Origin of the sequence: Brevundimonas naejangsanensis (genome assembly GCF_000635915.2) — a bacterium.
GTDB classification, from domain to species: Bacteria; Pseudomonadota; Alphaproteobacteria; order Caulobacterales; family Caulobacteraceae; genus Brevundimonas; species Brevundimonas sanguinis.
The window spans coordinates 2498670-2523799 of the sequence record NZ_CP015614.1 but is presented as its reverse complement, the minus strand read 5'-3'; the positions used below and the strand labels follow the sequence as shown (position 1 = coordinate 2523799).

At 69.4% G+C, this 25130-nt stretch carries 23 protein-coding genes; 16 read left to right on the top strand and 7 right to left on the bottom strand.

From position 1 onward, the window contains the following. The first annotated feature begins 45 nt into the window (after positions 1-45). The 4 genes from DA69_RS12090 (at position 46) to DA69_RS12075 (ending at position 3624) form a co-directional block, all read left to right on the top strand. Positions 46-1065, top strand: a complete 1020-nt coding sequence (locus DA69_RS12090) for a PhoH family protein (RefSeq protein WP_025976465.1) — start codon at positions 46-48, stop codon at positions 1063-1065. Continuing rightward, positions 1065-1520 (top strand): rRNA maturation RNase YbeY, encoded by a 456-nt coding sequence (ybeY, locus tag DA69_RS12085; RefSeq protein WP_025976466.1) that lies wholly within the window; start codon positions 1065-1067, stop codon positions 1518-1520. The genes DA69_RS12090 and ybeY overlap by 1 nt, the downstream gene beginning before the upstream one ends. Further along, the gene (gene lnt / locus DA69_RS12080) at positions 1517-3106 is read left to right on the top strand and encodes an apolipoprotein N-acyltransferase (RefSeq protein ID WP_082891493.1); all 1590 of its coding nucleotides are present in this window, start codon (positions 1517-1519) and stop codon (positions 3104-3106) included. The genes ybeY and lnt overlap by 4 nt, the downstream gene beginning before the upstream one ends. 101 nt (positions 3107-3207) lie before the next feature. Further along, positions 3208-3624, top strand: coding sequence for a helix-turn-helix domain-containing protein (locus DA69_RS12075; RefSeq protein ID WP_025976468.1), 417 nt, complete (start codon positions 3208-3210; stop codon positions 3622-3624). Between the two features lie 79 nt (positions 3625-3703). Here the strand turns inward: DA69_RS12075 and DA69_RS12070 are convergent, their stop codons facing one another. Both DA69_RS12070 and DA69_RS12065 read right to left on the bottom strand, forming a co-directional pair. Next, a complete protein-coding gene (locus tag DA69_RS12070; protein ID WP_025976469.1) occupies positions 3704-4237 on the bottom strand; it encodes a carboxymuconolactone decarboxylase family protein in 534 nt (177 codons plus the stop codon). A 251-nt stretch (positions 4238-4488) separates the two neighbouring features. Next, entirely contained in the window at positions 4489-5043 is a 555-nt protein-coding gene (locus DA69_RS12065; protein WP_025976470.1) for a peroxiredoxin, read from the bottom strand. Between the two features lie 240 nt (positions 5044-5283). On the opposite strand from DA69_RS12065, the gene DA69_RS12060 reads away from it, so the two are divergent. Then, the gene (locus DA69_RS12060; RefSeq protein WP_025976471.1) at positions 5284-6177 is read left to right on the top strand and encodes a hydrogen peroxide-inducible genes activator; all 894 of its coding nucleotides are present in this window, start codon (positions 5284-5286) and stop codon (positions 6175-6177) included. A 243-nt stretch (positions 6178-6420) separates the two neighbouring features. Here the strand turns inward: DA69_RS12060 and acnA are convergent, their stop codons facing one another. Then, positions 6421-9126, bottom strand: a complete 2706-nt coding sequence (gene acnA / locus DA69_RS12055; protein ID WP_025976472.1) for an aconitate hydratase AcnA — start codon at positions 9124-9126, stop codon at positions 6421-6423. A gap of 186 nt (positions 9127-9312) precedes the next feature. On the opposite strand from acnA, the gene ccmA reads away from it, so the two are divergent. Both ccmA and ccmB read left to right on the top strand, forming a co-directional pair. Further along, positions 9313-9933, top strand: coding sequence for a heme ABC exporter ATP-binding protein CcmA (ccmA, locus tag DA69_RS12050; RefSeq protein ID WP_025976473.1), 621 nt, complete (start codon positions 9313-9315; stop codon positions 9931-9933). Next, on the top strand, positions 9930-10595 hold the full coding sequence (gene ccmB / locus DA69_RS12045; RefSeq protein WP_025976474.1) for a heme exporter protein CcmB: 666 nt from the start codon (positions 9930-9932) through the stop codon (positions 10593-10595). Before ccmA ends, ccmB begins: the two co-directional genes overlap by 4 nt. Here the strand turns inward: ccmB and DA69_RS12040 are convergent. Genes DA69_RS12040 through DA69_RS12030 form a run of 3 tightly spaced genes read right to left on the bottom strand, consistent with a single transcriptional unit; the run spans position 10592 to position 12111 of the window. After that, a complete protein-coding gene (locus tag DA69_RS12040) occupies positions 10592-11239 on the bottom strand; it encodes a Smr/MutS family protein (RefSeq protein ID WP_025976475.1) in 648 nt (215 codons plus the stop codon). The genes ccmB and DA69_RS12040 overlap by 4 nt on opposite strands. 2 nt (positions 11240-11241) lie before the next feature. Then, positions 11242-11475: a helix-turn-helix domain-containing protein gene (locus tag DA69_RS12035; protein ID WP_024354407.1), complete on the bottom strand. Its 234-nt coding sequence runs from the start codon at positions 11473-11475 to the stop codon at positions 11242-11244. Between the two features lie 24 nt (positions 11476-11499). Continuing rightward, the gene (locus tag DA69_RS12030; RefSeq protein ID WP_235599159.1) at positions 11500-12111 is read right to left on the bottom strand and encodes a DUF2975 domain-containing protein; all 612 of its coding nucleotides are present in this window, start codon (positions 12109-12111) and stop codon (positions 11500-11502) included. Positions 12112-12552: 441 nt separating this feature from the next. Between DA69_RS12030 and rdgB the strand changes: the two genes are divergently transcribed. The 9 genes from rdgB (at position 12553) to DA69_RS11985 (ending at position 22730) form a co-directional block, all read left to right on the top strand. Beyond that, entirely contained in the window at positions 12553-13155 is a 603-nt protein-coding gene (gene rdgB, locus DA69_RS12025; RefSeq protein WP_025976477.1) for an RdgB/HAM1 family non-canonical purine NTP pyrophosphatase, read from the top strand. A 115-nt stretch (positions 13156-13270) separates the two neighbouring features. Continuing rightward, a complete protein-coding gene (gene hemW, locus DA69_RS12020; protein ID WP_029972337.1) occupies positions 13271-14401 on the top strand; it encodes a radical SAM family heme chaperone HemW in 1131 nt (376 codons plus the stop codon). Between the two features lie 33 nt (positions 14402-14434). Then, positions 14435-15307, top strand: a complete 873-nt coding sequence (gene rsmI / locus DA69_RS12015) for a 16S rRNA (cytidine(1402)-2'-O)-methyltransferase (RefSeq protein ID WP_025976479.1) — start codon at positions 14435-14437, stop codon at positions 15305-15307. Then, positions 15304-15747: a YraN family protein gene (locus DA69_RS12010; protein ID WP_025976480.1), complete on the top strand. Its 444-nt coding sequence runs from the start codon at positions 15304-15306 to the stop codon at positions 15745-15747. The genes rsmI and DA69_RS12010 overlap by 4 nt, the downstream gene beginning before the upstream one ends. Continuing rightward, entirely contained in the window at positions 15744-16556 is an 813-nt protein-coding gene (locus DA69_RS12005; RefSeq protein WP_025976481.1) for a SirB1 family protein, read from the top strand. Before DA69_RS12010 ends, DA69_RS12005 begins: the two co-directional genes overlap by 4 nt. 121 nt (positions 16557-16677) lie before the next feature. Then, positions 16678-17628, top strand: coding sequence for a glutathione synthase (gene gshB, locus DA69_RS12000; RefSeq protein WP_025976482.1), 951 nt, complete (start codon positions 16678-16680; stop codon positions 17626-17628). 93 nt (positions 17629-17721) lie between these two features. Then, the gene (locus DA69_RS11995; protein ID WP_025976483.1) at positions 17722-19332 is read left to right on the top strand and encodes a YifB family Mg chelatase-like AAA ATPase; all 1611 of its coding nucleotides are present in this window, start codon (positions 17722-17724) and stop codon (positions 19330-19332) included. A gap of 72 nt (positions 19333-19404) precedes the next feature. Further along, a complete protein-coding gene (locus DA69_RS11990) occupies positions 19405-20937 on the top strand; it encodes a response regulator (protein ID WP_025976484.1) in 1533 nt (510 codons plus the stop codon). 53 nt (positions 20938-20990) lie between these two features. Next, positions 20991-22730: an AmpG family muropeptide MFS transporter gene (locus DA69_RS11985; RefSeq protein ID WP_025976485.1), complete on the top strand. Its 1740-nt coding sequence runs from the start codon at positions 20991-20993 to the stop codon at positions 22728-22730. A gap of 56 nt (positions 22731-22786) precedes the next feature. Here the strand turns inward: DA69_RS11985 and DA69_RS11980 are convergent, their stop codons facing one another. Next, the gene (locus tag DA69_RS11980) at positions 22787-25066 is read right to left on the bottom strand and encodes an NADP-dependent malic enzyme (RefSeq protein ID WP_025976486.1); all 2280 of its coding nucleotides are present in this window, start codon (positions 25064-25066) and stop codon (positions 22787-22789) included. Positions 25067-25130: the final 64 nt, after the last annotated feature.

The following is a 25130-nucleotide window of genomic DNA, read 5'->3' as shown; positions in this document are numbered from 1 at the left end:
CTCGCACCGCGTGCGAGGCGATAGGGGACCCAACAAGGAGGCCTCATGGCGCGCGAGTCCGAGTTCCTGTCCCTCAGCGATGCGGCGTTGCGCGCCGTGATCGGGCCGCAGAGCCGCCACCTGGCCCTGATCGAGGACGCCTTCAAGGTGCTGGTCGAGACGCCGGGCGGCGGGGTGTCGATCAACGGCTCGACGCGGGACCGAGCGCAGGCGCGCCGGGTGATCGAGGCCTTGTCGACCCGCGCCGAGGCGGGCGCCGAGATCACCGAGGCCGACGTGCGCACCGCCCTGGGCGCCGCCGTCACCCAGCCGCGGGCCGAACCGGCGGGCCGCAGCCAAGGTCGCAGCATGGGACGAAGCGTGCCGGAAGGCGCGGCCCTGCCGGTGGGCCGTCGTGGCGCCATCGCCCCCAAGACGGCGTCGCAGGCGCGCTATCTGGAGATGCTGGGCCGCTGCGAACTGACCTTCGGCGTCGGTCCGGCGGGCACGGGCAAGACCTTCCTGGCGGCGGCTTACGGCGCCTCCCTGCTGAAGCGAGGGCAGGTGGACCGGCTGGTCATCACCCGCCCGGCGGTCGAGGCGGGCGAGAAGCTGGGCTTCCTGCCGGGCGATCTGAACGAGAAGGTCGATCCCTATCTGGCGCCGATCTGGGAGTCGCTGAACGACATCCTGGGCGTCGACGACGTGCGCCGCCGCCGCGAGAAGGGCGAGATCGAAGCCGCCCCCATCGCCTTCATGCGCGGCCGGACGCTGAGCCACGCCTTCATCATCGTCGATGAGGCGCAGAACACCTCGCGCATGCAGATGAAGATGGTGCTGACCCGCCTGGGCGAGGGGGCGCGCATGGTGGTGACGGGCGATCCGTCACAGGTCGATCTGCTGAACCCGCGCGATTCCGGCCTGGCCCACGCCCTGCGCATCCTCAAGGACGTGGAGGGCGTCGGCGTGCAGCAGTTCAAGTCCGAGGACGTGGTGCGCCACGCCATGGTCGAGCGCATCGTGCGCGCCTATGACAGCGACGCGGCGCGCAGCCGCCCCTTCCCGGACCTTGAGGACGACGCCTGATGATCGAGGTCGAGATCGACAGCGACGGCTGGACGCAGGCTTTGCCCGAGGCGGCGGCGATCGTCGAGCGCGCCGCAGCGGCGGCCTTGGGAACGGTCGAGGGCGATGTCGTGGTGCTGCTGGCCGACGACGCGGCGGTGCAGGATCTGAACGCGCGGTTCCGCGACAAGGACCGGCCGACGAACGTGCTGTCCTTCCCGGCGGCCGAGAGCGCCTTTCCCCATCTGGGCGACGTGGTGCTGGGCTACGCCTATTGCGCGGCCGAGGCGCAGGCGCAGGGCAAATCGCTGTCGGACCATCTGAGCCATCTGGTCGTCCACGGCGTCTTGCACCTGCTGGGCCGCGACCACGAGGACGACGCCGAGGCCGAGGAGATGGAGGCCGAGGAGCGCGAGATCCTGGCCGAACTGGGCGTTTCTGATCCTTATGCTGTCGAGCATGAGGGCGCCGCGTGAGCGGGGCGCTCGCCGCCCGGTTCGCAGGCCTTCTGAACAACCGCTGGGGTCGGATCGCTCTGGCGCTTCTGGCCGGGGCGGGCGCCGCCCTGGTCCATCCGCCGTTCGGTTTCCTGCCGGGGCTGCTGGGCTATCCGCTGCTGTTGCTGCTGGCGGATCGTTCAGGCGGCATGAAGGGCGGTTTCTGGGTCGGCTGGCTGGCGGGCTTCGCCTATTTCTTCATCGGCTGCTGGTGGGTGGCCGAGGCTTTTCTGGTCAATCCGGCCCAGGCGTGGATGGCGCCGTTTGCGGCCAGTCTGCTGCCGGCGGGCATGGGGCTGTTCTGGGGGCTGGCGACGATGGCCTATCGCTGGCTCCGTCCGGCCGGAGCGCGGCGCGTGCTGTTGTTCGCCGCCCTGTTCGCCCTGCTGGAGTGGACGCGCGGCCATGTGCTGACCGGCTTTCCTTGGAATCCGGCGGGCGCGGGCTGGGCGGCCGGATCGGCCATGTCGCAGTTCGCCTCGGTCGTTGGGGTCTATGGGCTGGGCTTGATCACGGTGGCGGCGGTCAGCGCCTTGGCGCCGCTGGCCGACGCCGGGCCGCGTCGCCCGCGTCTGATCGCGGCGGGGCTGGGCGTGTTGACGCTAGCCGGTCTGTTCGCCTTCGGAGCCGCGCGCCTGTCCTCGGCGCAGGTTGTCGAGACGCCGACCCTGGTGCGGCTGGTTCAGGCCGATATTCCGCAGGACTATAAGTGGAGCCCCGAAGCCTATCACGCCATCCTGGGCCGCTATCTGGAGCTGACCGCGCGCCCGGCCGAGGCCCTGCCCGACGTGGTGATCTGGCCCGAGGGCGCCCTGCCGACCACGGCCAACGACCTGTTCTCTTCGTCGGACGCCCAGGCGGTGGCGGCGGCGCTGCAGACCGGACAGACCCTGCTGGCGGGGCTGAGCCGGGGCGAGCCGGACCCGCGCGCTGAAACCGGCGCCCGCTATTACAACAGCCTGTTCGCCCTGCATGACGAAGGGGCGGCGGGGCTGCGCATCGGCCCGATCTACGACAAGCACCGGCTGGTGCCGTTCGGCGAATACCTGCCGCTGGGCGATCTGATGGGCCGGATCGGCGTGCGCAGCCTGGTGCATGTGCCGGCCGACTTCAGCGCCGGACCGGCGCCCGCGCCGATCAGCCTGGCCAACGCTCCGAGCGTGCAGCCGTTGATCTGTTACGAGGCCCTGTATCCCGGCTTCACCCCCGCGACGGCGGCGACGCGCCCGGCGTGGATCGTCAACGTCTCCAACGACGCCTGGTTCGGCAAGACGTCGGGGCCGCGCCAGCACCTGAACCTGGCCTCCTATCGGGCGCTGGAGACGGGTCTGCCGGTGGCGCGGGCGACGCCCACGGGCGTGTCGGCCATGATTGATCCATGGGGGCGGATCGTCGAGGGGCGGCGACTGGACCCAGGCCAGGCGGGGATCATCGACGTGCGTCTGCCGCAGCCGGCGCCGCCGACCCTCTATGGTCGCTGGGGCGATCTGGGATTTGCCGTCCTGATGATGATCATGCTGACGGCGGGGCGTCGTCGCGCCGGAAATGCGGGAGCGGATCGTTAAGCATGATAAGATGCCGGCGGCGCCCCTGTGACGCGAAAGCGCATGACAGGGGAGAGGGCGCGCGGCATGTGGATACCAGTACAACCGGGAAGGGGCTGGAGATGATCAGGCGTTCGGGGACGGAGGGTCCCCATCTGGTGGACCGGCATGTCGGGCGGCGCGTGTGCGAGAAGCGCATCGCCCTGGGCTATAATCAGACTGATCTGGGTCAGGCGCTGGGGGTCACCTTCCAGCAGGTGCAGAAGTATGAAAAGGGCGCCAACCGCATCTCGGCGTCCAAACTGTGGGACATCGCCCGCTTCTTCGGCGTGGATATCGGCTATTTCTTCGAGGGCCTGACCAAGGCCGCTCAGCCGGGCATGGCCGAGGACGAGGCCGAGCCGTTCGTGCATGACTTTCCCGCCACGCGTCAGACGATCGAGATCGGGCGTCTGGCGCCGCGCCTGTCGTCGCGTCAGCAGAAGCTGGTGGTCGACCTGATGCGCGAACTGGTCGAAGAGGCCGCCGAGGCCGACTGAGCGCCTCTGGGGAGGGGCGGCCAAGAAAAAAGGCGCGGGAAACGATCCGCGCCTTTCTCGTATGGGCTGCCGACCGGGATCAGGCGCGCAGCGCCGTCTCGGAGGCGATGATCCGGCTGGCGGCGTGGACCACGGCGCCGATGCGCAGGGCGGCCTGGATCTGGACGTTCGGCGTGCCGTGCTTGCGCAGTTCGCCTTCGTGAGCGTCCATGCAGGCGCCGCAGCCATTGATGGCCGACACGGCGGTGGACCACAGCTCGAAGTCCAGCTTGTCGACGCCGGGATTGCCGATGACGTTCATGCGCAGCTTGGCCGGCAGGGTGGTGTATTCCTGATTTTTCATCAGGTGCAGCGACCGATAGTAGATGTTGTTCATGCCCATGATGGCGGCGGCGGCCTTGGCGGCGTTCATCGCCTCGGGCGACAGAAGGGTCGCGGCGTGGGCCTCGATCAGTTTCACCACGGGGCCGACGCCGATGGCGTGGGCTGAGGCCAGGAAGCAGCCCCACTTCTGCTGGTCGTTCAGCACGGTCTCATTGGCGAGCGAGGACAGGTTCAGCGAGATGTCCTTGCCGTAGGCCGGGATCAGGTCGCGCAGGGCGTCGATGGACATTTTGGTTCCTTTCAGGAAGCGGCTATCGCGCGCGACGCGGTCGCTTGCTGCTTGAGCCGCAAATGGCGTGAAGGGGCGCTCAAGCCGAGGGACGATAGCGCTCCAAGCGCGCTCGAGCAGTCCGAAGGACGACAGCGCCCTAAAAACTAACAAAGGCGGCGACAGTCGCCCGCCGCCGCCTCTGTCGAGGGGCGGCCCGGGCCCTACTCACGCGGTCCGGGCCTGGTCGTTTTCGACCTTTGGGCCGGTGCTTAGGCGGCCAGGGTGTCGCCGCCGACCGGGCGGTTGCAGGCGCACAGTTCGTCGGTCTGCAGGGCGTCGACGACACGCAGGGTGTCTTCCGGCGAACGGCCGACGTTCAGGTTGGTGACATAGACGTGCTGGATGACGTTGTGCGGGTCGACGACGAACGTCGCGCGCAGGGCCACGCCTTCTTCTTCGTCCAGCACGCCAAGGGCGCGGGCCAGCTTGCCGCCGTTGTCGGCGAACTGCCAGATCGGCAGCTTGTTCAGGTCGGCGTGGTCGCGGCGCCAGGCCAGCTTGGTGAACTCATTGTCGGTCGAACCGCCCAGAACCACGGTGTCGCGGTCCTCGAAGTCCTTGCCCAGCTTGGCGAAGGCGGCGATTTCGGTCGGGCAGACGAAGGTGAAGTCCTTCGGGTAGAAGAAGATGACCTTCCACTTGCCTTCGAAGCTGTCCTGGGTGATCGGCTCGAACGCCGAGGCGCCGTTTTCTTCGTGGCTGTTGAAGCCCGGCTTCACACCGATAATTTTGAAATCAGGCAGTTTTTGACCGACGCCGAGCATCGCGCTTCTCCTAGAGACGAATGATATTGACCGCGGCTCGCCGGGGAGGGCGAACCGTCGAGGCCATGAGATGGGCCTTGGCGCTGCTTAAGTCAAATCGATCATTTTGCTCATGCGAATAGATTTGTCTTATGATGCGCGCCATCCGCCGTCGTCTCCATAGAAACGATCGATGGCTTTTGATTTCGGCATAGGCGACGCCTATGTCTGGAGCCGCCTCCCCAACAACCAGCGTGACCCATGTCCGTCCTGCCCACCTTGCGCCAGCTGCAATATCTGAAGCTCCTGGCCGAGCACGGCTCGTTCAGCCGCGCCGCCGAGGCCGCCCATGTCAGCCAGCCGGCCCTGTCGTCCGGGGTGCAGGAGCTGGAGCGCGTCCTGGGCGCCGCGGTGGTCGAGCGTACGCGCGGGGCGGTGATCCTGACCGCTGTGGGCGCCGAGGCGGTGCGCCGGGCCGAGGACGTGCTGGCGCGCGCCGAGGACATGGTCGAGGCGGCCCAGAACGCGGGCAAGCCGCTGTCGGGCCGGTTTCGCCTGGGGATCATCCCGACGGTGGCGCCCTTCCTGCTGCCGCGCACCCTGCCGGGGCTGAAGACCCTGTATCCGGGCCTGCGCCTGTTCATCCGCGAAGACCTGACGCCGCGCCTGATCGCCGGGCTGAAGGCGGGCCAGCTGGACGCCGCCGTCATCGCCCTGCCTTACGACGCGCCGGGGATCGACCACGCCCATATCGGCGACGACGAGATCTTGGCCGCCGCCCCCGTCGGCCATCCCCTGGCGGGCGCCGGGCCGATCCCGGCGGGAATGCTGAAGGCCGACGACCTTATCCTGCTGGAAGACGGACACTGCCTGCGCGATCAGGCCCTGGCGGCCGTCAATATCGAGGCGCCGCGCGGCGAGGACGTCTTCGCCGCAACCTCCCTGCATACGCTGGTGCAGATGGTGTCCTCCGGGCTGGGCGTCAGCTTCCTGCCGCACATGGCGGTGAAGGCGGGCCTGGCCGACAGTCCGGGCGTCGTCGTGCGGCCCATTTCCGAAGACGCGCCGCGCCGCGAGATCGTGGTCGCCTGGCGCGCCGGCTCCAGCCGCGCGGCCGAGGCGCGCCTGCTGGCCGAGGCGCTGAAACTGGACTGATGAGGGCGAGCGGCGAGGCGCCGCCTTTGACCATTCCGCCGTCATCCTCGGGCTGGACCCGAGGATCGGGGTGTCCGCTTGCGGGACGTAGGCAAGGGCGAGCGCCCCGCTGCGCTCGATCCTCGGGTCCAGCCCGAGGATGACGGCAGGGTGGGGGGGCGGGCCCAAAGAAAAAGGCCGGCGGATCGCTCCGCCGGCCTTTATTCTCGTTTGGTCTAACGCGCTTTCGCGCTGCTTGAGACCTTACTTCTCGTCGCCGCGCGCCAGGTTGCGCAGGACGTAGGGCATGACGCCGCCGGCCTTGAAGTAGTCCAGTTCGGTCTGGTTATCGATGCGGCAGCGGACCGGGAAGCGGGCCATCTTGCCGTCCGACGGACGGAACAGCTCGACCCACAGGTCCTGACGCGGCTTCAGCTTGCCGACGTTGGCGTCGGTCAGGCCGCGGATGGTGACGATCTCTTCGCCCGTCAGGCCCAGCTTCTGCCAGCCGTCTTCCTTGAACTGCAGCGGGACGACGCCCATGCCGACCAGGTTTGAGCGGTGGATGCGCTCATAGCTTTCGGCGATGACGGCGCGGACGCCCAGCAGGCGGGTGCCCTTGGCCGCCCAGTCGCGCGACGAGCCGGTGCCGTATTCCTTGCCGGCGAAGACGACCAGCGGACGGCCTTCCGACTGGTAGCGCATGGCCGCGTCGTAGATCGACATCGTGTCTTCCGAGGGGAAGTGCTTGGTGACGCCGCCCTCGATGTCCGGGGTGATCTTGTTGCGGATGCGGATGTTGGCGAAGGTGCCGCGCATCATGACTTCGTGGTTGCCGCGGCGTGCGCCGTAGCTGTTGAAGTCCAGGGCGTCGACGCCGTGGTTGGTCAGGTACTGACCCGCCGGCGAGGCCTTCTTGATCGAACCGGCCGGAGAGATGTGGTCGGTGGTGATCGAGTCGCCGAAGATGCCCAGAATGCGCGCCTCGACGATGTCGCTGACCGGGGTCGGCTCCATCGACAGGCCTTCGAAGTAGGGCGGGTTCTGGACGTAGGTGGAGGTGTCCTGCCACTCGTAGGTCTGGCCGCCGGCGACCTGGATGGCCTGCCAGTGCTCGTCGCCCTTGAAGACGTCGGCGTAGCGCTTGGCGAACATCTTGGGCGTGACCGACTTCTTCTGGATGGCGGCGATCTCTTCCGAGGTCGGCCACACGTCCTTCAGGAAGACGTCATTGCCCTTCTTGTCCTGGCCGATCGGCTCCTTGGTGATGTCGATATGCATGGAGCCGGCCAGGGCGTAGGCCACCACCAGCGGCGGCGAGGCCAGGTAGTTGGCCTGGACGTCCGGGTTCACCCGGCCCTCGAAGTTGCGGTTGCCCGACAGGACCGAGGTGGCCACCAGGCCGTTGTCGTTGATCGCCTTGGACACGGCCGGGTCCAGCGGGCCCGAGTTGCCGATGCAGGTGGTGCAGCCGTAGCCCACCAGGTTGAAGCCCAGGGCGTCCAGGTCCTTCTGCAGGCCGGCGTCGGTCAGATAATCGGTGACGACCTGCGAACCGGGGGCCAGCGAGGTCTTGACCCAGGGCTTGGGCTTGAGGCCGAGCGCATTGGCCTTGCGCGCCACCAGGCCGGCGGCGATCAGCACTGACGGGTTGGAGGTGTTGGTGCACGAGGTGATGGCGGCGATGACCACGTCGCCGTCGCCCAGATCGAACTTTTCACCCTCGACCGCGACGCGCGGGGCGTCGGCCGGGCGCGAGAAGACGTCGGTCAGGGCCGTGGCGAAGGCCGGAGCGGCGCTGGTCAGCTCGACGCGGTCCTGCGGACGCTTGGGACCGGCCAGCGACGGCACGACCGTCGAGATGTCCAGCTCCAGCACGTCGGTGAAGATCGGGTCTTCCGAGGTCTCGTCGATCCACAACCCTTGAGCCTTGGCGTAGGCTTCGACCAGGGCGACGCGCGCCTTCTCGCGGCCGGTGGCCGTCAGATAGTCGATGGTGGCCTGAGAGACCGGGAAGAAGCCGCAGGTGGCGCCGTACTCCGGGGCCATGTTGGCGATGGTGGCCTGGTCCTCGATGGTCATGCCGGCGATGGCGGGACCGAAGAATTCCACGAACTTGCCGACCACGCCCTTCTTGCGCAGCATCTGGGTGACGGTCAGCACCAGGTCGGTGGCCGTCGCGCCTTCCGGCAGCTTGCCGGTCAGCTTGAAGCCGACGACTTCGGGGATCAGCATCGGGATCGGCTGGCCCAGCATGGCGGCCTCGGCCTCGATGCCGCCGACGCCCCAGCCCAGGACGGCCAGGCCGTTGATCATGGTGGTGTGGCTGTCGGTGCCGACGACGGTGTCGGGATAGGCGACGGTCTTGCGGCCTTCCTCGGCGGTCCAGACGGTCTGGGCCAGGTGCTCCAGGTTGACCTGGTGGCAGATGCCGGTGCCCGGCGGCACGACGCGGAAGTTGTTGAAGGCTGACGAGCCCCAGCGCAGGAAGTTGTAGCGCTCGATGTTGCGCTCATACTCGCGCTCGACGTTCTGGCCGAAGGCGGCGGCGTTGCCGAAATGATCGACCATGACCGAGTGGTCGATGACCAGATCGACGGGGACCAGCGGGTTGATCTTCTTGGCGTCGGCGCCGAGCTTGTCCATCGCGTCGCGCATGGCGGCCAGGTCGACGACGGCCGGAACGCCGGTGAAGTCCTGCATCAGCACGCGGGCCGGACGGAAGGCGATCTCGTGCTCGACGGCGCCCTTGTTCTCGATCCAGGCGGCGACGGCCTTCAGGTCGTCCTCGGTGACCGAGACGCCGTCTTCGTTGCGCAGCAGGTTCTCCAGCAGCACCTTCATCGAGCGCGGCAGGCGGGAAATCCCGGCCAGACCGGCTTCCTCGGCGGCGGGAAGGCTGTAATAGGCGTATTTCTTGCGCCCGACCGCGAGGTCCTGGCGGGTTTTGAGGCTGTCGATCGACGGCATGGAGAATAGTCCTCTGGCAAACGCCGCCCGACAATTCGGTTGCGCCTTCGCGCGCTGGACGTCGGGGCGCACAGGTCCCCGGCGCGCGCGGCGAAAGCCTGCTGCGGCGCTTGCGCATATAGTCCCGCGCGCGTGGGCCGTCCATGTATCCACACCCCCGACGTGGACATTGAGAGAGATTCGCAAGTGCTGACCCGGCTCGACATCGAGGCCCTGAGCCTGTCGCGGGGCGAGCGGCGGCTGTTCCATGGCCTGAGTTTCAGCCTGCCGGCGGGCGAGGCGGCGGCCCTGACGGGGGCCAATGGGGCGGGCAAGACCAGCCTGCTGCGCGCGGTGGCGGGCTTCATCCGCCCGGATGCGGGGGCGGTCGTTTTTCATGGGTCCGAGGGCGTGATGGAGGCCGAGACGGCGCGGCGTTCGGCGCTGCATCTGCTGGGCCATCACGAGGGTTTGAAGCCTCAGCGCACGGCGCGGCAGGAGCTGGGGTTTCAGGTCGAATGGCTGGGCGGGTCGGCCGAAGCGATGGACGCGGCCGTCGCGCGGCTGAAACTGGCGCCCTTGCTGGATCTGGAGACGCGCAAGCTGTCGGCGGGGCAGAGGCGGCGGCTGTCGCTGGCGCGTCTGGTCGCCGCCCCGCGCGCCCTGTGGCTGTTGGATGAACCGCTGGCGCCGCTGGACGAGGCCTGGCGCAGCGTGGCCGCCGAACTGATGGCCGAGCATCTGGCGGGCGGGGGCATGATCCTGGCCGCCGTGCATGATCCGCTGCCGGTCGTAGCGCGGTCGCTGGATTTAGGGGGCGTGCGATGAAGGCCGCCCGCGCCCTGTTCGCGCGCGAGCTGTCGCTGGCATGGGGCGGCGGCGGGGGGCCGTTGCTGGCCTGCGGCTTCCTGCTGTGTCTGACGGCCATTTTGCCGCTGGCGGCGGGGGGCGATCCGCGTGTTCTGGCGCCCGCCGCGTCGGGAGCCAGCTGGATGGCGCTGGCGCTGGCGTCGCTGCTGTCGCTGGAGCGGATGTTCGAGCGGGATCTGGAAGACGGGGCGCTGGATCTTCTGGCGACCGGCCCCCTGCCGCTGGAGGCGACGGTGGCGATCAAGGCGCTGGCGCAGTGGCTGGCCACGGGTCTGCCGCTGGCGGTCGCGGCGCCGGTGGCGGCCCTGGCGCTGGGCCAGCCGCCGGAACTGATCGGCCTGACCGGCGCCTCGGCGGCGCTGGGCGGGCTGGGCTTCGCCTTTACGGGCGCGCTCGGCGCGGCGCTGGCGCTGGGCGCAAGGCGCGGCGGCCTGCTGATCGCCGTGGTGGTGCTGCCGCTGTTCATCCCGCCGGTGGTGTTCGGGGCGGGCGCCCTGACCCGCGCCGCCAGCGGTCAGAGCCCGGCCTCGGCGCTGGCTCTGCTGGGCGCCTATGTGCTGTTCGCCCTGGTGATCGCGCCGATCGCGGGCGCGGCGGCGATCAGGAACGCGCAGGGCTAGCGCCCCTTCAGCGTCACATACAGCGCCCCGTCGCCGCCGTGGCGGCGGTGAGCGGGGGCGAAGCCGGAGACGACGCCGCGCAGATAAGGCCCGGTCAGCCATTCATGCACCGAGGCGCGGATGATGCCGCCGCCGCGGCGGCCCTGGCCGGTGATCACCAGGACCGAGCGCAGGCCGCGCATCTGGCAACTGATGAGGAAGCCGCGCAGCTGGTCTTCGGCTTCAAACCGGCCGAAGCCGTGCAGGTCGATGCGCGCCTCGATCGGATCGCGTTCGCGGGTCAGGCGGCGCGTGCGGCCGGGCTCAAGCTCTTCGGGCGTTGGCTGAGCGCGGGGGGCGGGCCGGGGCGACGCGGCGTTGGAGGCGCGGGGCACTGAGGCCGGGGTCGTCGAGCGCCCGGCCGAGGCGGGGGTGAGGGCGGCGTTGCGCTTCTTGCCGGCGGCGCCGCGCGCGACGGGCGGCGCCGCCGTCTCAAGCTCGGCTTCAGGCGGGACGACGGCCCCGGGCGTGACGCGGGCCGCCTTGCGCCGCACGGGCGGGGTGACGGTGCTGGCGACCCGCGCCCACAGGCGTTTGTCGTCGGCGTCAGGGGCGGCGTCGGGGGCGGCGTCGGTGCTGGCGGCCGGCGGGCCGCGGCGGGCCACGCTCAGTCCTCGTCGTCGACGGCGTCCGGCGGACCGGGCTCATGGGCCAGCAGGTCGCCGGGCTGGCAGTCCAGCTCGCGACACAGGGCGTCCAGGGTGGTGAAGCGCACGGCCCGCGCCTTGCCCGTCTTGAGGATGGACAGGTTGGCGACGGTCACGCCGACGCGGTCGGCGAGCTCCGTCAGCGACATGCGGCGCTGGGCGAGGATGCGGTCAAGTTGGACGCGGATGGCCATGAGGTGAGCTTTAGCGTGTCCCGGTCAGATCGTCAGTTCGGATTCGCGACGAAGGCGCGCGCCCTCGCGGAACACCTCGGCCAGGACGAAGACGACCAGGACCGAGAAGACGGGGGTGAGCAGGTCGCTGATTCCCTGCGGCTCCATCACGCCGGGCGCCAGACGCGCGGCGACCAGACCCTGAACGATCCAGACGCCGCCGGTGACGACGGCCAGGATCAGGCCGATCTGGCGCAGGCGGCGGACGTTGTCCGGCTGGAACGGATCGCCAAGGGTCAGGGTGCGGAAAATCTTGCGCAGATAACGCAGGATCAGCAGGAAGCCGCTGAAATAGGCGGTCAAGGCGCCCAGGCCGAACAGCAGCAGCGGGCGCGACAACGGCATCTCGCGGCCGTCCGCTCCGTCCGACACCGTGACGTTCAGATTGTCGAGCGGAATGAAGATGGAGGCGACCCAAAGCAGCAGCAGCAGGCCGGTGACGAGGATCATCACCACATAGGCGACGTCCAGGGCGATCTTCAGCACGCTGGCGATCGAGCCGGGGCCGAGGGTGCGCAGATTGGGCGTGAGCAGATTGGGGTTGCGCCGACGGCGCGGCTTCGACTTCCCGGCGGGGTTCAGATTCGGGAAGCGCATGGGCGGCGTCTCAGGCCGGGGGAACAGGCGCGGTCGCCGCGGCGGGTCCGGCCGACCCGCGCGCGGCGTTATTCTTCGCGGCGTTCATGGCGATCGTCAAAGTCCCCCTCCAACCCGACAGGATCAGAAGCTCTGAACGATCAGGGCGATCGCTGCGGCCGGCAGGGCGGCCAGCAGGAAGGCGTTGCCCAGGCTGTGGGCCAGACGGTCCATCATGTTGGTCTTTCGCATGGCTTGCATATCGGTCTCTCCATCGAAGCACATTTTTTGTGCATTTATGCTGCGCCGCTGGATCATTGTTGCGAGTTGTTTCTCGCATTTGAACGGTGCGGCCTCCGTTCCTGATAATGAAGATAGGTCATGCCCGGACGAAATCCAACTTACATATCGTTTAACGATGTTACCATTTCGCAATGGATTCGACGGGAGTAAGGTCGCGCCATGAATCTCAAGCTCATCAAGGGGATGCGGCTCGTCGCCGCCACCCACAATCCCGGCAAGGCCCGCGAGATCGAAGCGCTGCTGGACGGACATTACCGGATCGTCACGGCCGGAGAGCTGAGTCTGCCCGAGCCGGACGAGACCGAGAGCACCTTCGCCGGCAACGCCATGCTGAAGGCGCGCCATGCGGCCCAGGCCTCGGGCGAGGTCGCCCTGGCCGATGATTCCGGCCTGTCGGTCGCGGCGCTGGACGGGGCGCCCGGCATCTATTCCGCGCGCTGGGCCGGGCCGGACAAGGACTTCGCCCTGGCCATGCGCAAGGTCGAGCAGCGGCTGGAGGAGACCGGTTCGCGCGATCGCTCGGCCTGGTTCACCTCGGCCCTGGCGGTGGCCTGGCCGGACGGGCCCTGCGTGGTGGTCGAGGGCCGGGTCGACGGCCAGCTGGTCTTCCCGCCGCGCGGCGACGGCGGCCACGGCTACGACCCCGTCTTCCAGCCGGAAGGCTCGGACAAGACCTTCGCCGAGATGGACGCCGCCGAAAAGGACGCCGTCAGCCATCGCGGCCGGGCGTTCGACAAACTCAAGGCGGCGCTGATTGATTGAGGCGCCTGCCCCTCAAGCAGCCGCACTCCGCGAGGGCGGCGGTAGGGGCGAAACTCAGCCCGCCCCTCAAGCAGCCGCCTTCCGCGAAGGCGGCGATAGGGGCCAAAAAGACTCCATCGCCCTTTACGTCCACTGGCCTTATTGCGCCCGCATCTGCCCCTATTGCGACTTCAACGTCGTGCGCGACCGGGGGCGGACCGGGGAGCAGGCGGGGCTGGCGCAGGCCATTCTTGACGACCTGGAGGCGCAGGCGACGCGGGTCGGTCCGCGCGCCTTGGCCTCGATCTTCTTCGGCGGAGGCACGCCGTCGCTGATGCCGCCGGACGCGGTGGCGGCGGTGGTTGAGCGCGCCCACGCCCTGTTCCCGCCGACCGGCGCCATAGAGGTCAGCCTCGAAGCCAATCCGACCGACGCCGAGGCCGGGCGCTACGCCGCCCTGGCGCAGGCGGGGATAAACCGGCTGTCGATGGGGGTGCAGTCGTTCGACGATGCGGCGCTGAAGTTTCTCGGCCGCGACCATTCCGCCGACGAGGCGCGCCGGGCCATCGCTTTGGCGGGACGGGCCTTCTCGCGCCTGTCGATCGACCTGATCTACGCCCGGCCGGGACAGAGCGTCGCCGACTGGCAGGCCGAATTGTCCACCGCGCTCGATCTGGGGTTCGAGCACGTCTCGCCTTATCAACTGACCATTGAAGGGACGACGGCGTTCGGGCGGGCCGTGGCGCGCGGGGCCTGGTCGCCGCCCGACGAGGATCTGGCCGCCGAACTCTATGAGGCCACGCAAGGGACGCTCGAAGCGGCCGGGTTCGAGGCCTATGAGGTGTCCAACCACGCCCGCGACGTCGCCGCTCGCTCCAGCCACAATCTGCACGTCTGGCGCGGCGGGGATTACCTCGGCCTCGGCCCCGGCGCCCACGGCCGGATAACGCTGGCGGAGGGCCGGATCGCCACCGTCGCGCACCGCCGCATCGGCGACTATGTGCAGGGCGTCGCCGCCCGAGACCCCTGGGCCGAGCGCGAGGTTCTGGACCCCCGCGACGCCGACGAGGAGCGGGTGCTGCTGGGCCTGCGCACCGTTGAAGGCGTGCCCCTGTCCCTGCTGCAGCGGCTGGGCCTGTCAGCGGATGAAGGGAAGTTGGGCGACCTGCTGGCCGACGGCTTCGTCGCTCTGAAGGACGGGCGCATCGCCGCCACGGCGACGGGGCGGCCGTTGCTGGACGCCGTGCTGAAGGCGCTGCTGACCTAGACCGCGCCGCGCCGGACTGGCAGGGTCCCGCCGATGTCCGACGCCCCGCTTTTCCCGCCGACCGCCCCGCCCGCGCGCCCCGTTTCGCCGGGCCTCTATCTGGTGGCGACGCCGATCGGGAATCTGCGCGACATGACGCTGAGAGCGCTGGACGTGCTGGCGGCGGCCGATCTGGTGCTGGCCGAGGACACGCGGGTGACGGCCAAGCTGCTGACCGCCTATGGGCTGAAGGCCAAGCTGGAGCGCTGCGACGACCACGCCTCGGCCCGCGCCGCCGAGATCGCCGTCGAACGGCTGAAGGCGGGCGAGGTGGTGGCCCTGGTGTCGGACGCGGGCACGCCCCTGGTGTCCGACCCCGGCTATGTCGTGGCGCGGGCGGCCGTGGCCGAGGGCCTGCCGGTGCATCCCGTGCCGGGACCGTCCAGCCTGCTGGCCGCCCTGTGCATCGCCGGCCTGCCCGCCTACCGGATCCTGTTCGCGGGCTTCCTGCCGCCCAAGTCGGGCGCGCGCCGCACGGCGCTGGAGGAGCTGCGCACCGGCCGTCAGACGCTGGTCTTCTTTGAAAGCGGGCCGCGCCTGAGGGACAGCCTGACCGATATGGCGCAGGTGCTGGGGCCGCGCCCCGCCGCCGTGGCCCGCGAACTGACCAAGCTCTATGAGGAATGCGTGCGCGGCACGCTGGCTGAGCTGGCCGCCGATCCGCGTCTCGACGCGCCCAAGGGCGAGATCGTGGTGGTGGTCGGCCCCGGCGAGGCCGAGACGGCCAGCGCCGCCGACGCCGACGCCGCCCTGTCCGAAGCCCTGACCCGCCTGCCGCCCGGCGAGGCGGCGGCCGAGGTGTCCAAGGCTCTGAACCTGCCGCGCAAGCCGCTCTACAAGCGGGCGCTGGAGCTGAAGGCGCGGTGAGCCCGGCCCGGCCCTCTCGCCTGTCGCGCCCGCCGCCGACGCCCAAGCGGCCCAAGGCGGGCTGGCGCAAGGCGGTCGGCGGACGGGCGCGCCGTCAAGGGCATGACGCCGAATGGATCGCCGCCCTGTGGCTGATGCTCAAGGGCTATCAGGTGCTGGCCTTTCGCCTGAAGGGGCGGGGCGGCGAGATCGACATCCTGGCCCGGCGCGGGCGGGTTCTGGCCGCCGTCGAGGTCAAACGCCGCGCCACGCTGGAAGCGGCGGCGCTGGCTTTGGGGCCGGATCAACACCAGCGTCTGATCCGTGCGGCCGAGGCGGCGGCGCGCGGGCGGCCGGCCCTGGCGGGGCTGGACCTGAGAATCGACATGGTGACGCTGGCCCCCGGACGCTTTCCGCGTCATCTTCGCGGCGTGATCTCCAGGGGAGCGGATCGGCCTTGACGCGCGAGGAAGCAGAGGCGGTGCTGGCGCAGGCGGGCGAGAGGCCGGACGGGGCCTTTCCCCTGCTGGATTGCGCCATCGCCTGCGCCATCCACGACTATCCGTTCCGCGACGCCGACGGGGTGCGCATCCTGGCCGACCATGCCGCCCAGCGGCTGAAGGAGCGGGCGGCTCAGGAAAGCCCCGATGAGGCCCTGACCGAGGCGCTTGCCGGCGACCTGCGGCTGAACGGCGACCTGCTGAACTACGACCATCCGGCCAATACGGACGTGATCGACGTGGCCGAGCGGCGGCGCGGCCTGTCGGCGGTGCTGGTCATCTTCTATCTGGACGCCGCGCGCCGGGCCGGACTGAGCGCGGCGCCGGTCGACTTTCCCGGCCACGTCCTGTTGCGGGTCGAAACGCCCGAGGGGCCGGTGGCGCTGGACCCGTTCAGCCAGGGCCGGCTGGTGCTGCCGTCGGAGCTGACGCGCCGCGCCCTTCTGGCCGGATTGACGCCGCATGTGGCCGACCGGCTGGACCTGCTGATGGCGCCGGTCAGCGAGCGTCAGGCCCTGATCCGGCTGCAGAACATCCTGTTCAACCGCGCGCTTCACGCCGGCGATTATGAAAGCGCCGAGCGTTCGGCCCTGCGCCGCGCCCTGCTGGACCCCGAGGATCATCGCCCCTGGCTGGACGTCGCCGCCGCCCGCGAGAAGCAGGGCGCCCTGACCGGCGCCATGCACGCCCTGTCGCGCGCCCGCACTCTGGGCGAGCCGCTCGTCGCCTGCGACGTCCGGCTGGACCGGATGCGGCTGCAACTGAACTGAAGCACGGTCTTGCAGCCGAGCTGTCGCGGCCTCAAGTAACGCTCAGCGGCGTCCTTGCTCGGGCGCTCATTCAGCCAGCGCCCGCGGCGCGAGCGATAGCGCCCACCAAAAAGGACACCCCATGCTCAAGGTCGCCATCCAGATGGACCCGCTCGAGGCGGTCAACGTCGAGTCGGACACCACCTTCCTGATGGCCCTGACCGGCCAGGCGCGCGGCCACAAGCTGTGGGTCTACGACTTCCGCACCCTGGCCCTGGAGGACGGCCGCCTGTTCTGCCGCGCCCGTCCGGTGACGGTGCAGCGCAAGCAGGGCGACCACGCCGACTTCGGCCCCGAGCAGCGGCTGGATCTGGCTGAGGACGTGGACGTCATCCTGATGCGTCAGGACCCGCCCTTCGACATGGCCTATGTCACCGCCACCTATCTGCTGGAGCGGGTGCATCCCAGGACCCTGGTGGTCAATGATCCGGCTGAGGTGCGCTCGGCGCCCGAGAAGCTGATCGCCACCCTGTTTCCCGGCCTGCAACCCCCGACCCTGGTGTCGTCCGATCCCGAAGCCCTGGTCGACTTCCACCGCCGTCATGGCGATGTGGTGCTGAAGCCCCTGCATGGCGCGGCCGGGTCGGGCGTGGTGCGGCTGAAGGCGGACGATCCGAACCTGGAGGCCCTGATCGAGATCCACGCGACCGGGTCGCGCGATCCGCTGGTGATCCAGAAATTCATCCCGGCCGTCGCGGCGGGCGACAAGCGCATCATCCTGATCGACGGCGAGCCGGTCGGCGCCATCAACCGTATTCCGGCCAAGGATCAGGTGCGCTCCAACCTGCGCGTCGGCGGCACGGCGGCGCCGGTCGAGCTCACCCCGCGCGACCTGGAGATCTGCGCCGCCATCGGCCCCTATCTGAAGGAACGCGGCCTGATCTTCGTCGGCATCGACGTGATCGGCGACTATCTGACCGAGATCAATGTGACCTCGCCCACCGGCGCACAGCAACTGCTGAACTTCGCCGGGATCGACGCCACCGAGCGGATGTGGGCGGTCATCGAGCAGAGAAAGGCGGCGGCCGCCTGACGGCTGAAAAGCCGCCCACGCGCCTGATCGAACGGCGCTCTTGCAGTTTACTTGAGTTCGTGATTTGTTCTCTTTGCTGAGGGAGAGAACACGATGGCGGCTCGAGTGGTGACGGTGGCGTTCGACGGCGTCGATGCGCGCCGGGTCGACGTTGAAGTGCAGCAGGTCGGCTCGCCCGCCGGGGCCTTCGCCATTGTCGGCCTGCCGGACAAAGCGGTGGCCGAAAGCCGCGAACGGGTGCGCGGCGCCTTCGCCGGCATCGGCCTGGCGCTGCCCGCCAAGAAGGTGATCGCCAATCTGGCCCCGGCCGACCTGCCCAAGGAGGGTAGCCATTTCGATCTGCCGATCGCCCTGGCCGTGCTGGCTTCGATGGGCGTGATCGGGCCGGACGCGCTGGACGGCTGGGCGGCGGTCGGAGAACTGGGGCTGGACGGCCAGATCGCAGGCGTCGGCGGGACCCTGCCTGCGGCCATGGCGGTGAACGCCATGGGGCTGGGCCTGATCTGCCCGGAGGCGAACGGGCCGGAGGCGGCCTGGGCGGGAGATGTACGGCTGCTGGCGCCGCGTTCCCTGATCGGCCTGATCAATCATTTTCGCGGGACCCAGGTGCTGCGCCCGCCCCAGCCGGGGCCGGTGGTGGAGGGGGGCGCCGTGCCCGACCTGCGCGAGGTCAAGGGGCAGGAGGGCGCCAAACGGGCGCTGGAGATCGCCGCCGCGGGGGGCCACAACCTGCTGTTCGTCGGCCCGCCGGGTTCGGGCAAGTCGATGATGGCGGCGCGTCTGCCGGGCCTGCTGCCGCCGCTGACGCCGCTGGAGCGGCTGGAGACCTCGATGGTCTGGTCGGTGGCGGGCCTGATCGAGCGCGGGGCGCTGACGCGGGAACGACCGTTCCGCGCGCCGCATCACTCGGCCTCGATGGCCGCCCTGACCGGGGGCGGACATAAGGCCAAGCCGGGCGAGGCGTCGCTGGCGCACAACGGCGTGCTGTTCCTCGATGAACTGCCGGAATATTCGGCCCAGGCGCTCGACAGCCTGCGTCAACCGCTGGAGACCGGCGAGATCGTGGTGGCGCGGGCCAACGCCCATGTGCGCTATCCCGCGCGCTTCCAGCTGGTGGCGGCGATGAACCCTTGCCGCTGCGGCGTGGGCGGACCGGGCAGGGGCGCCTGCGGCAAGGCTCCGCGCTGTCAAAGGGACTATCAGAACCGTATTTCCGGCCCGATGTTCGACCGCATCGACCTGACGGTCGAGACGCCGCCGGTCACGGCCGCCGACATGATCCTGCCGCCTCCGGCCGAAGGCACGGCCGAAGCCGCGGCCCGGGTCTTCGCCGCCATGCAGATGCAGGAGGCCCGTCAGGCCGAGGCCGGGCTGACAGGAATGCAGGCGCTCAACGCCCGGGCGTCGGGCGAGGCGCTGGAACGGTTCGCCGCCCCGGACCAGGCTGGTCGCGCCCTGCTGATGAAGGCGGGGGAGGCGGGGGGGCTGACGGCGCGCGGCTGGACCCGCACCTTGCGCCTGGCCCGCACCATCGCCGATCTGGACGGCGCGGACGGGGTGCTGCGCCGCCATGTCGCCGAGGCCCTGATGTACCGACGCAGCACCGTCGGCGCCCATGAGGATTTCGACCGCCAGGTCAGCCGACGCGGCTTGTTTCCCGTGAAGGAGGGCGCAGACGGGCCGAGGCCGTTCGTGTTGAATTAACCCCGGGAGGCTTAGCGTGGCCTTATGGGACAGACCCGCCGCAAACCGTCGCAGAACGCGCTCCTGCCAGCCATGTCCGGCTTGGGAGCGGGGCCGTCCGACGCGCCTGCGGACGGCGCCTCGCCCGAACAGCAGTTCTTGCGGCTGATGAGCCATGAGATGCGCACGCCTCTGAACGGGGTGATCGGCATGCTCGGCCTGTTGTCGCGCACCCGGCTGGACGGGGCGCAGCGCGCCTATGCCGAGGCGGCGCAGAAGTCGGCTGAGCATCTGTTGGGCCTGGTCAACGACCTGTTGGATTACGCCCGGCTGGAGGCCGAGGCGCTGGAGTTCGATCCGGCGCCGGTCGACCTGGAAGGCCTGGTGCGGGGCGTGGCCGAACTGCTCAGTCCGCGCGCCCACGACAAGGGGCTGGAGATCGTCTGGTCGGTGGCCGCCGACGCGCTCGACATCGTCGCCGACGAGGGCCGTCTGCGGCAGATCCTGTTCAACCTGGCTGGAAACGCCGTGAAGTTCACCGACCGGGGCGGGGTGCGTCTGGCGGTCGAAGCAGTGGGCGAACCGCGCGACGGCGCGCCCGTGCGGCTGGCCTTCATCGTCGACGACACCGGACCGGGCGTGCCGCAAGAGGCGCGCAGCCGCATCTTCGAAGAGTTCGGCCACGCCGACGCCTCGGACGCCGCCCGCTTCGACGGCGCGGGCCTCGGCCTGGCGGTGGTGCGGCGCCTGGCCCGCGCCATGGAGGGAGCCGTCGTGGTCGAGGACCGCCCCGAAGGCGCCGGCGCCCGATTCCGTTTCGAAGCCGTCTTCCCGCTCGCGCCCGGCGCCACGCCGCGCGCGCAGCCGCTGGCCAAGCTGGCGGTGGCGATCCGCACGCCCGATCCCTTCGTGCGACGCGCGGCGGCCGACCAGATCGAGGCCTCCGGCGGCAGGGTGGCGCGTCAGGCGCAGGTGACTCTGGTGGATCATGCCGGCGCCGACGAGGGGGCGCTGGCGGCCAAGCCGGTTCAGGGCCAGTCCATCATCCTGCTTCGCCCGAACGAGCGGGATCTGATCAGCCGCTACCGAGCAGCCGGCTTCTGCGGCTATCTGATCAAGCCCTTGCGCCGGGCCTCGCTGTCCGAGCAGGTGCTGGGGGCGCTGGCGCCGCGCCGGGGCGTTGCCGCGCCGCCGGTTCGATCCGGCGACGACGACCGGGTCGCCCATGTCGCCTTCAAGGGCGTGCGGGTCCTGCTGGTCGAGGACAATCCGGTCGGCGCCCTTCTGGCCAGGACCCTGTTGCGTCGCGAGGGCTGCGTCGTTCAGACAGCCGCCGATGGGCATGAGGCGCTGGAGGCGATGAAGGCGGCGCGCTTCGATCTGGTCTTCATGGACATGCGGATGCCGCGTCTGGACGGGCCCGGCGCGACGCGCGCGCTGCGCGCGCGCGGCGACCAGACGCCGATCATCGCCCTGACCGCCAACGCCTTCGCCGAGGACCGCGCCGCCTGTCTGGCGGCGGGCATGGACGACCACCTGTCCAAGCCGCTGGAGGCGGACGCTCTGCGAAGCGCGCTGGCCCGCTGGACGAACGGGGCCAACCGCGCCAAGGTCGCGGCTTCCTGATCTGCCAGTAGTTCGTCGTCCGTATCGCCCGGCGGCGCCCGCCGGAGCCACGTATGATTGATACCAAGACGCCCAACGCGCCTGCCGGACGTTTCGGGGGGCTGGCCGTCTATGGCGAGCGGCGGCCGATGGCCATGCTGCTGCTGGGGTTCGCGGCGGGCCTGCCGAACCTGCTGATCTACGACACCCTGTCGGCCTGGCTGCGCGACGCGGGCGTGACGCTGGAGATGATCGGCTTCTTCGCCCTGGCCACCCTGACCTATGCGTTGAAGTTCGTCTGGGCGCCGCTGCTGGACCGCACCAATATCCCCGGCCTGACGCGCTGGCTGGGGCATCGGCGCTCGTGGATGCTGGCGACCCAGGTGGTGATCATCGCCGGCCTGTGGCTGATCTCGGGCTCCAATCCGCAGACGTCCCTGGGCGCCGTGGCCGCCTTCGCCGTGATGGTCGGCTTCTTCGGCGCGACCCAGGACATCGCCATCGACGCCTGGCGTATCGAGGCGGTGGACGACAGCCGTCAGGGCGCGATGGCGGCGGCCTACCAGCTCGGCTATCGCGTCGCTCAGATCGTCGCCGGCTTCGTGCCTCTGGCGTTGGCGCAGTTCTACAACTGGAACCTGTCCTACGCGATCATGGCCGCCCTGATGGGCGTCGGCGTGATGGGCGTCCTGCTGGCGCCGCGCGAGAAGCAGCACGTCGTGCGCGCCATTCCCGTCTCCGACATTCCGTCCCGTCCCGTGGCCGAGAAGATCGAATGGGTGGTGCGCCTCGGCCTGATCTTCGTCGCGGCGGTGCTGATCGGCACAGGACTGACCGACAAGATCGACGCCTTCGCCTGGGCCTTCGGCGCGGTCCTGCCCGAAGCGGTTCTGGCCGTGCTGAGCGCGGGGCTGGCTGAAAGCGGGGGCGGCGGGGTGTTGATCCAGTTCGCCTGGATCGTGCTGGGTTTCGGCCTGCTGTTCTTCGCCTGCGCGCCGGTGCCGGGCTGGCGCAGTCGTCCGGGCGCCTATCTGGCGGGGTCGTTCGGCGCGCCGTTGAAGGATTTCTTCGTCCGCTTCGGCAAGCTGGCCGGGCCGATCCTGGCGCTGATCTGCCTCTATCGCCTGGCGGATTTCGTGCTGAACATCATGAACCCCTTCTACATCGACCTGGGGTTCAGCCTGATCGAGATCGGCGAGGTGCGAAAGCTGTTCGGCGTCGTCGCCATGTCTCTGGGCGTCTTCATCGGCGGCTGGTCCGTCGCCCGCTTCGGCTTGATCCGGACCATGGTGGTCGGGGCCTTCATGAGCCCGGTGTCGAACCTGGTCTTCGCCTGGCTGGCGACCCAGGGGCATGACCTGACCGCCCTGTTCGTCTCCATCGGCGTGGATAACCTCGCCACCGGCTACGCCGGCACGGCGCTGATCGCCTATATGTCCAGCCTGACGTCGATCGGCTTCACCGCGACCCAGTACGCCCTGTTCAGCTCGCTGTACGCCCTGCCGGGCAAGCTGATCGCGTCCCAGTCCGGCAAGATCGTCGAGGCCTCGGCGCGGGCGGCCGACGCCGGGGGGCCGTTGGGGGCGCTGAAGGGCCTGTTTCACGCCCTGCCGCCGGAATCTCTGGTCGCAGGCGCGGCCAAGAGCGGGGTGTCCCCGGCTGGCCTGGGGGCGGGCTACGTCACCTTCTTCCTGTATTCGACGGTCATCGGCGTGTTCGCCATTTTGCTGGCCTTCTACGTCGCGCCGCGTCATGCGCGCCTGATCGCCGAGCAGAAGAAGGCGGCCGCCCCGGAAGAAGCGCCCGGCGCCTGAAACGCAAAGAGGCGGCCCGAAGGCCGCCTCTGAACGGTGTCGCGATGGCGAGGGGGTCAGTCCTCGATCTCCACCCCTTCGGCATAGGCGGCGAAGGTGGCGGCGGTCATGATCTCGCCGACCGAAGCGCCCAGGGGCACGATCTGCACCGACTTCTCCAGACCCACCAGCAGCGGGCCGATCACCGTGGCGCCGCCCAGAGCCTGAACCAGGCGGGTCGAGATGGCGGCCGAGTGGATAGCCGGCATGACCAGGACGTTGGCGTCGCCGGTCAGACGCATGAAGGGATAGTTGGCCCGCGCTTCGGAGTTCAGCGCCAAGGCCGGGGGCATCTCGCCTTCATATTCGAAATCGACGCCCATGCCGTCCAGGATGCGGATGGCCTCGCGCACCTTTTCGCCACGCGCGCCCGGCGGGTCGCCGAAGGTCGAATAGCTGAGGAAGGCGACGCGCGGCTTGCGGCCCAGGGTCTTGACCGTGGCTGCGGCCTTGACGGCGATCTCGGCCAGTTCGGCGGCGTCGGGCAGTTCGTGGATCGAGGTGTCGGCCACGAACAGGGTGCGCCCCTTGGCCAGAAGGATCGACAGGCCGATCATCCGGTCCTTGACGTCCAGGACGCGGCGGACCTCTTTCAGGGCCATGTTGAAATTGCGGGTCACGCCGGTGACCATGCAGTCCGCTTCGCCGCGCGCGACCATGGCGGCGGCGAAATAGTTGCGGTCCTGATTGATCATGCGCTGGACGTCGCGGCGCAGATAGCCGCGGCGTTGCAGGCGGGCGTAGAGCCAGTCGACGTAATCGGTGTTCCGCTCGGAAATCCGGGCGTTCATGATCTCAATGCCCAACTCATCGAAACTCAGACCGGCCTCGGCGGCGTTCTGACGGATCAGTTCCTCGCGGCCCACCAGGATGGGCGTGCCCAGTTCGGCCTGTTTGAAGGCCCAGGCGGCGCGGATGACGGACTGCTCCTCGCCCTCGGCGAAGACGACCCGCTGCTTCGGCCCCGAGCGCACGCTGGCCTGGATCTTCTGCATCAGGGCGGCCGACGGATCAACCCGCTGGCGCAGGCTGATGCGATAGGCGTCCATGTCCTCGATCGGCTTGCGCGCGACGCCGGTGTCCATCGCCGTCTGGGCGATGAAAGGCGGGATATACCAGATCAGGCGCGGATCGAACGGCGTCGGGATGATGTATTCCGGACCGAACTTCAGCTTGCGGCCGCGATAGGCGGCGGCGACCTCGTCCGGCACGTCTTCGCGCGCCAGCGCCGCCAGGGCGTGGGCGCAGGCGATCTTCATCTCGTGGTTGATCTGCCGCGCGCGCACGTCCAGCGCGCCCCGGAACAGATAGGGGAAGGCCAGGACGTTGTTGATCTGGTTGACGTAGTCTGACCGGCCCGTCGCCATGATGGCGTCCGAACGCACGGACTTGACGTCTTCGGGCGTAATTTCGGGGTCGGGGTTGGCCATGGCGAAGATGATCGGATTGGGCGCCATGGAGGCGACCATCTCCTTGGTGATCGCGCCCTTGGCCGACAGGCCCAGCACCACGTCGGCGCCGACCATGGCCTCGGCCAGGGTGCGGTGCGGCGTGTCAGTGGCGTGCGCCGCCTGCCATTGGGAGACGTTGTCCCGGCCCTTGTAGATCACGCCCTGACGATCGCAGATGACGGTGTTCTCAGCCTTGACCCCGGCGGCCTTCATCAGGGCGATGGAGGACAGGCCCGCCGCGCCGGCGCCGGACAGGACGACTTTCACGTCTTCCAGCTTCTTGCCGACGATGTGGCAGGCGTTGATCAGACCGGCGGTCGAGATGATGGCGGTGCCGTGCTGGTCGTCGTGGAAGACGGGAATGTCCAGCAGGTCCTGCAGCTGGGCTTCGATCTCAAAGCATTCGGGGGACTTGATGTCCTCCAGATTGATGCCGCCCCAGGTGTCGCCGATGTTCTTGACCACGGTGACGAACTCGTCCGGGTCGGTGGTCTTCACCTCGACGTCGAAGCTGTCGACGTCGGCGAAGCGCTTGAACAGGACCGACTTGCCTTCCATCACCGGCTTGGAGGCCATGTGGCCCAGGTTGCCCAGGCCCAGGATGGCGGTGCCGTTCGAGATGACCGCGACCAGATTGCCCTTGGCGGTGTAGTCGTAGGCCTTGTCCGCATCGGCGGCGATGGCCAGGACCGGCACGGCCACGCCCGGCGAATAGGCCAGCGACAGGTCGCGCTGGGTCGCCATCGGCTTGGTCGGGGCCATGGAGATCTTGCCCGGGATCGGATCGCTGTGGAACTCCAGAGCGTCGTCGTCTGAGAAGGTCTGTTTGTCGGTCAATTCGGGCATTTTAATCTCGGCAAGGGCAGGCGCGTCTCGTTCCTAGAGGGTGGGGCCGTCGCCGACAACCGCT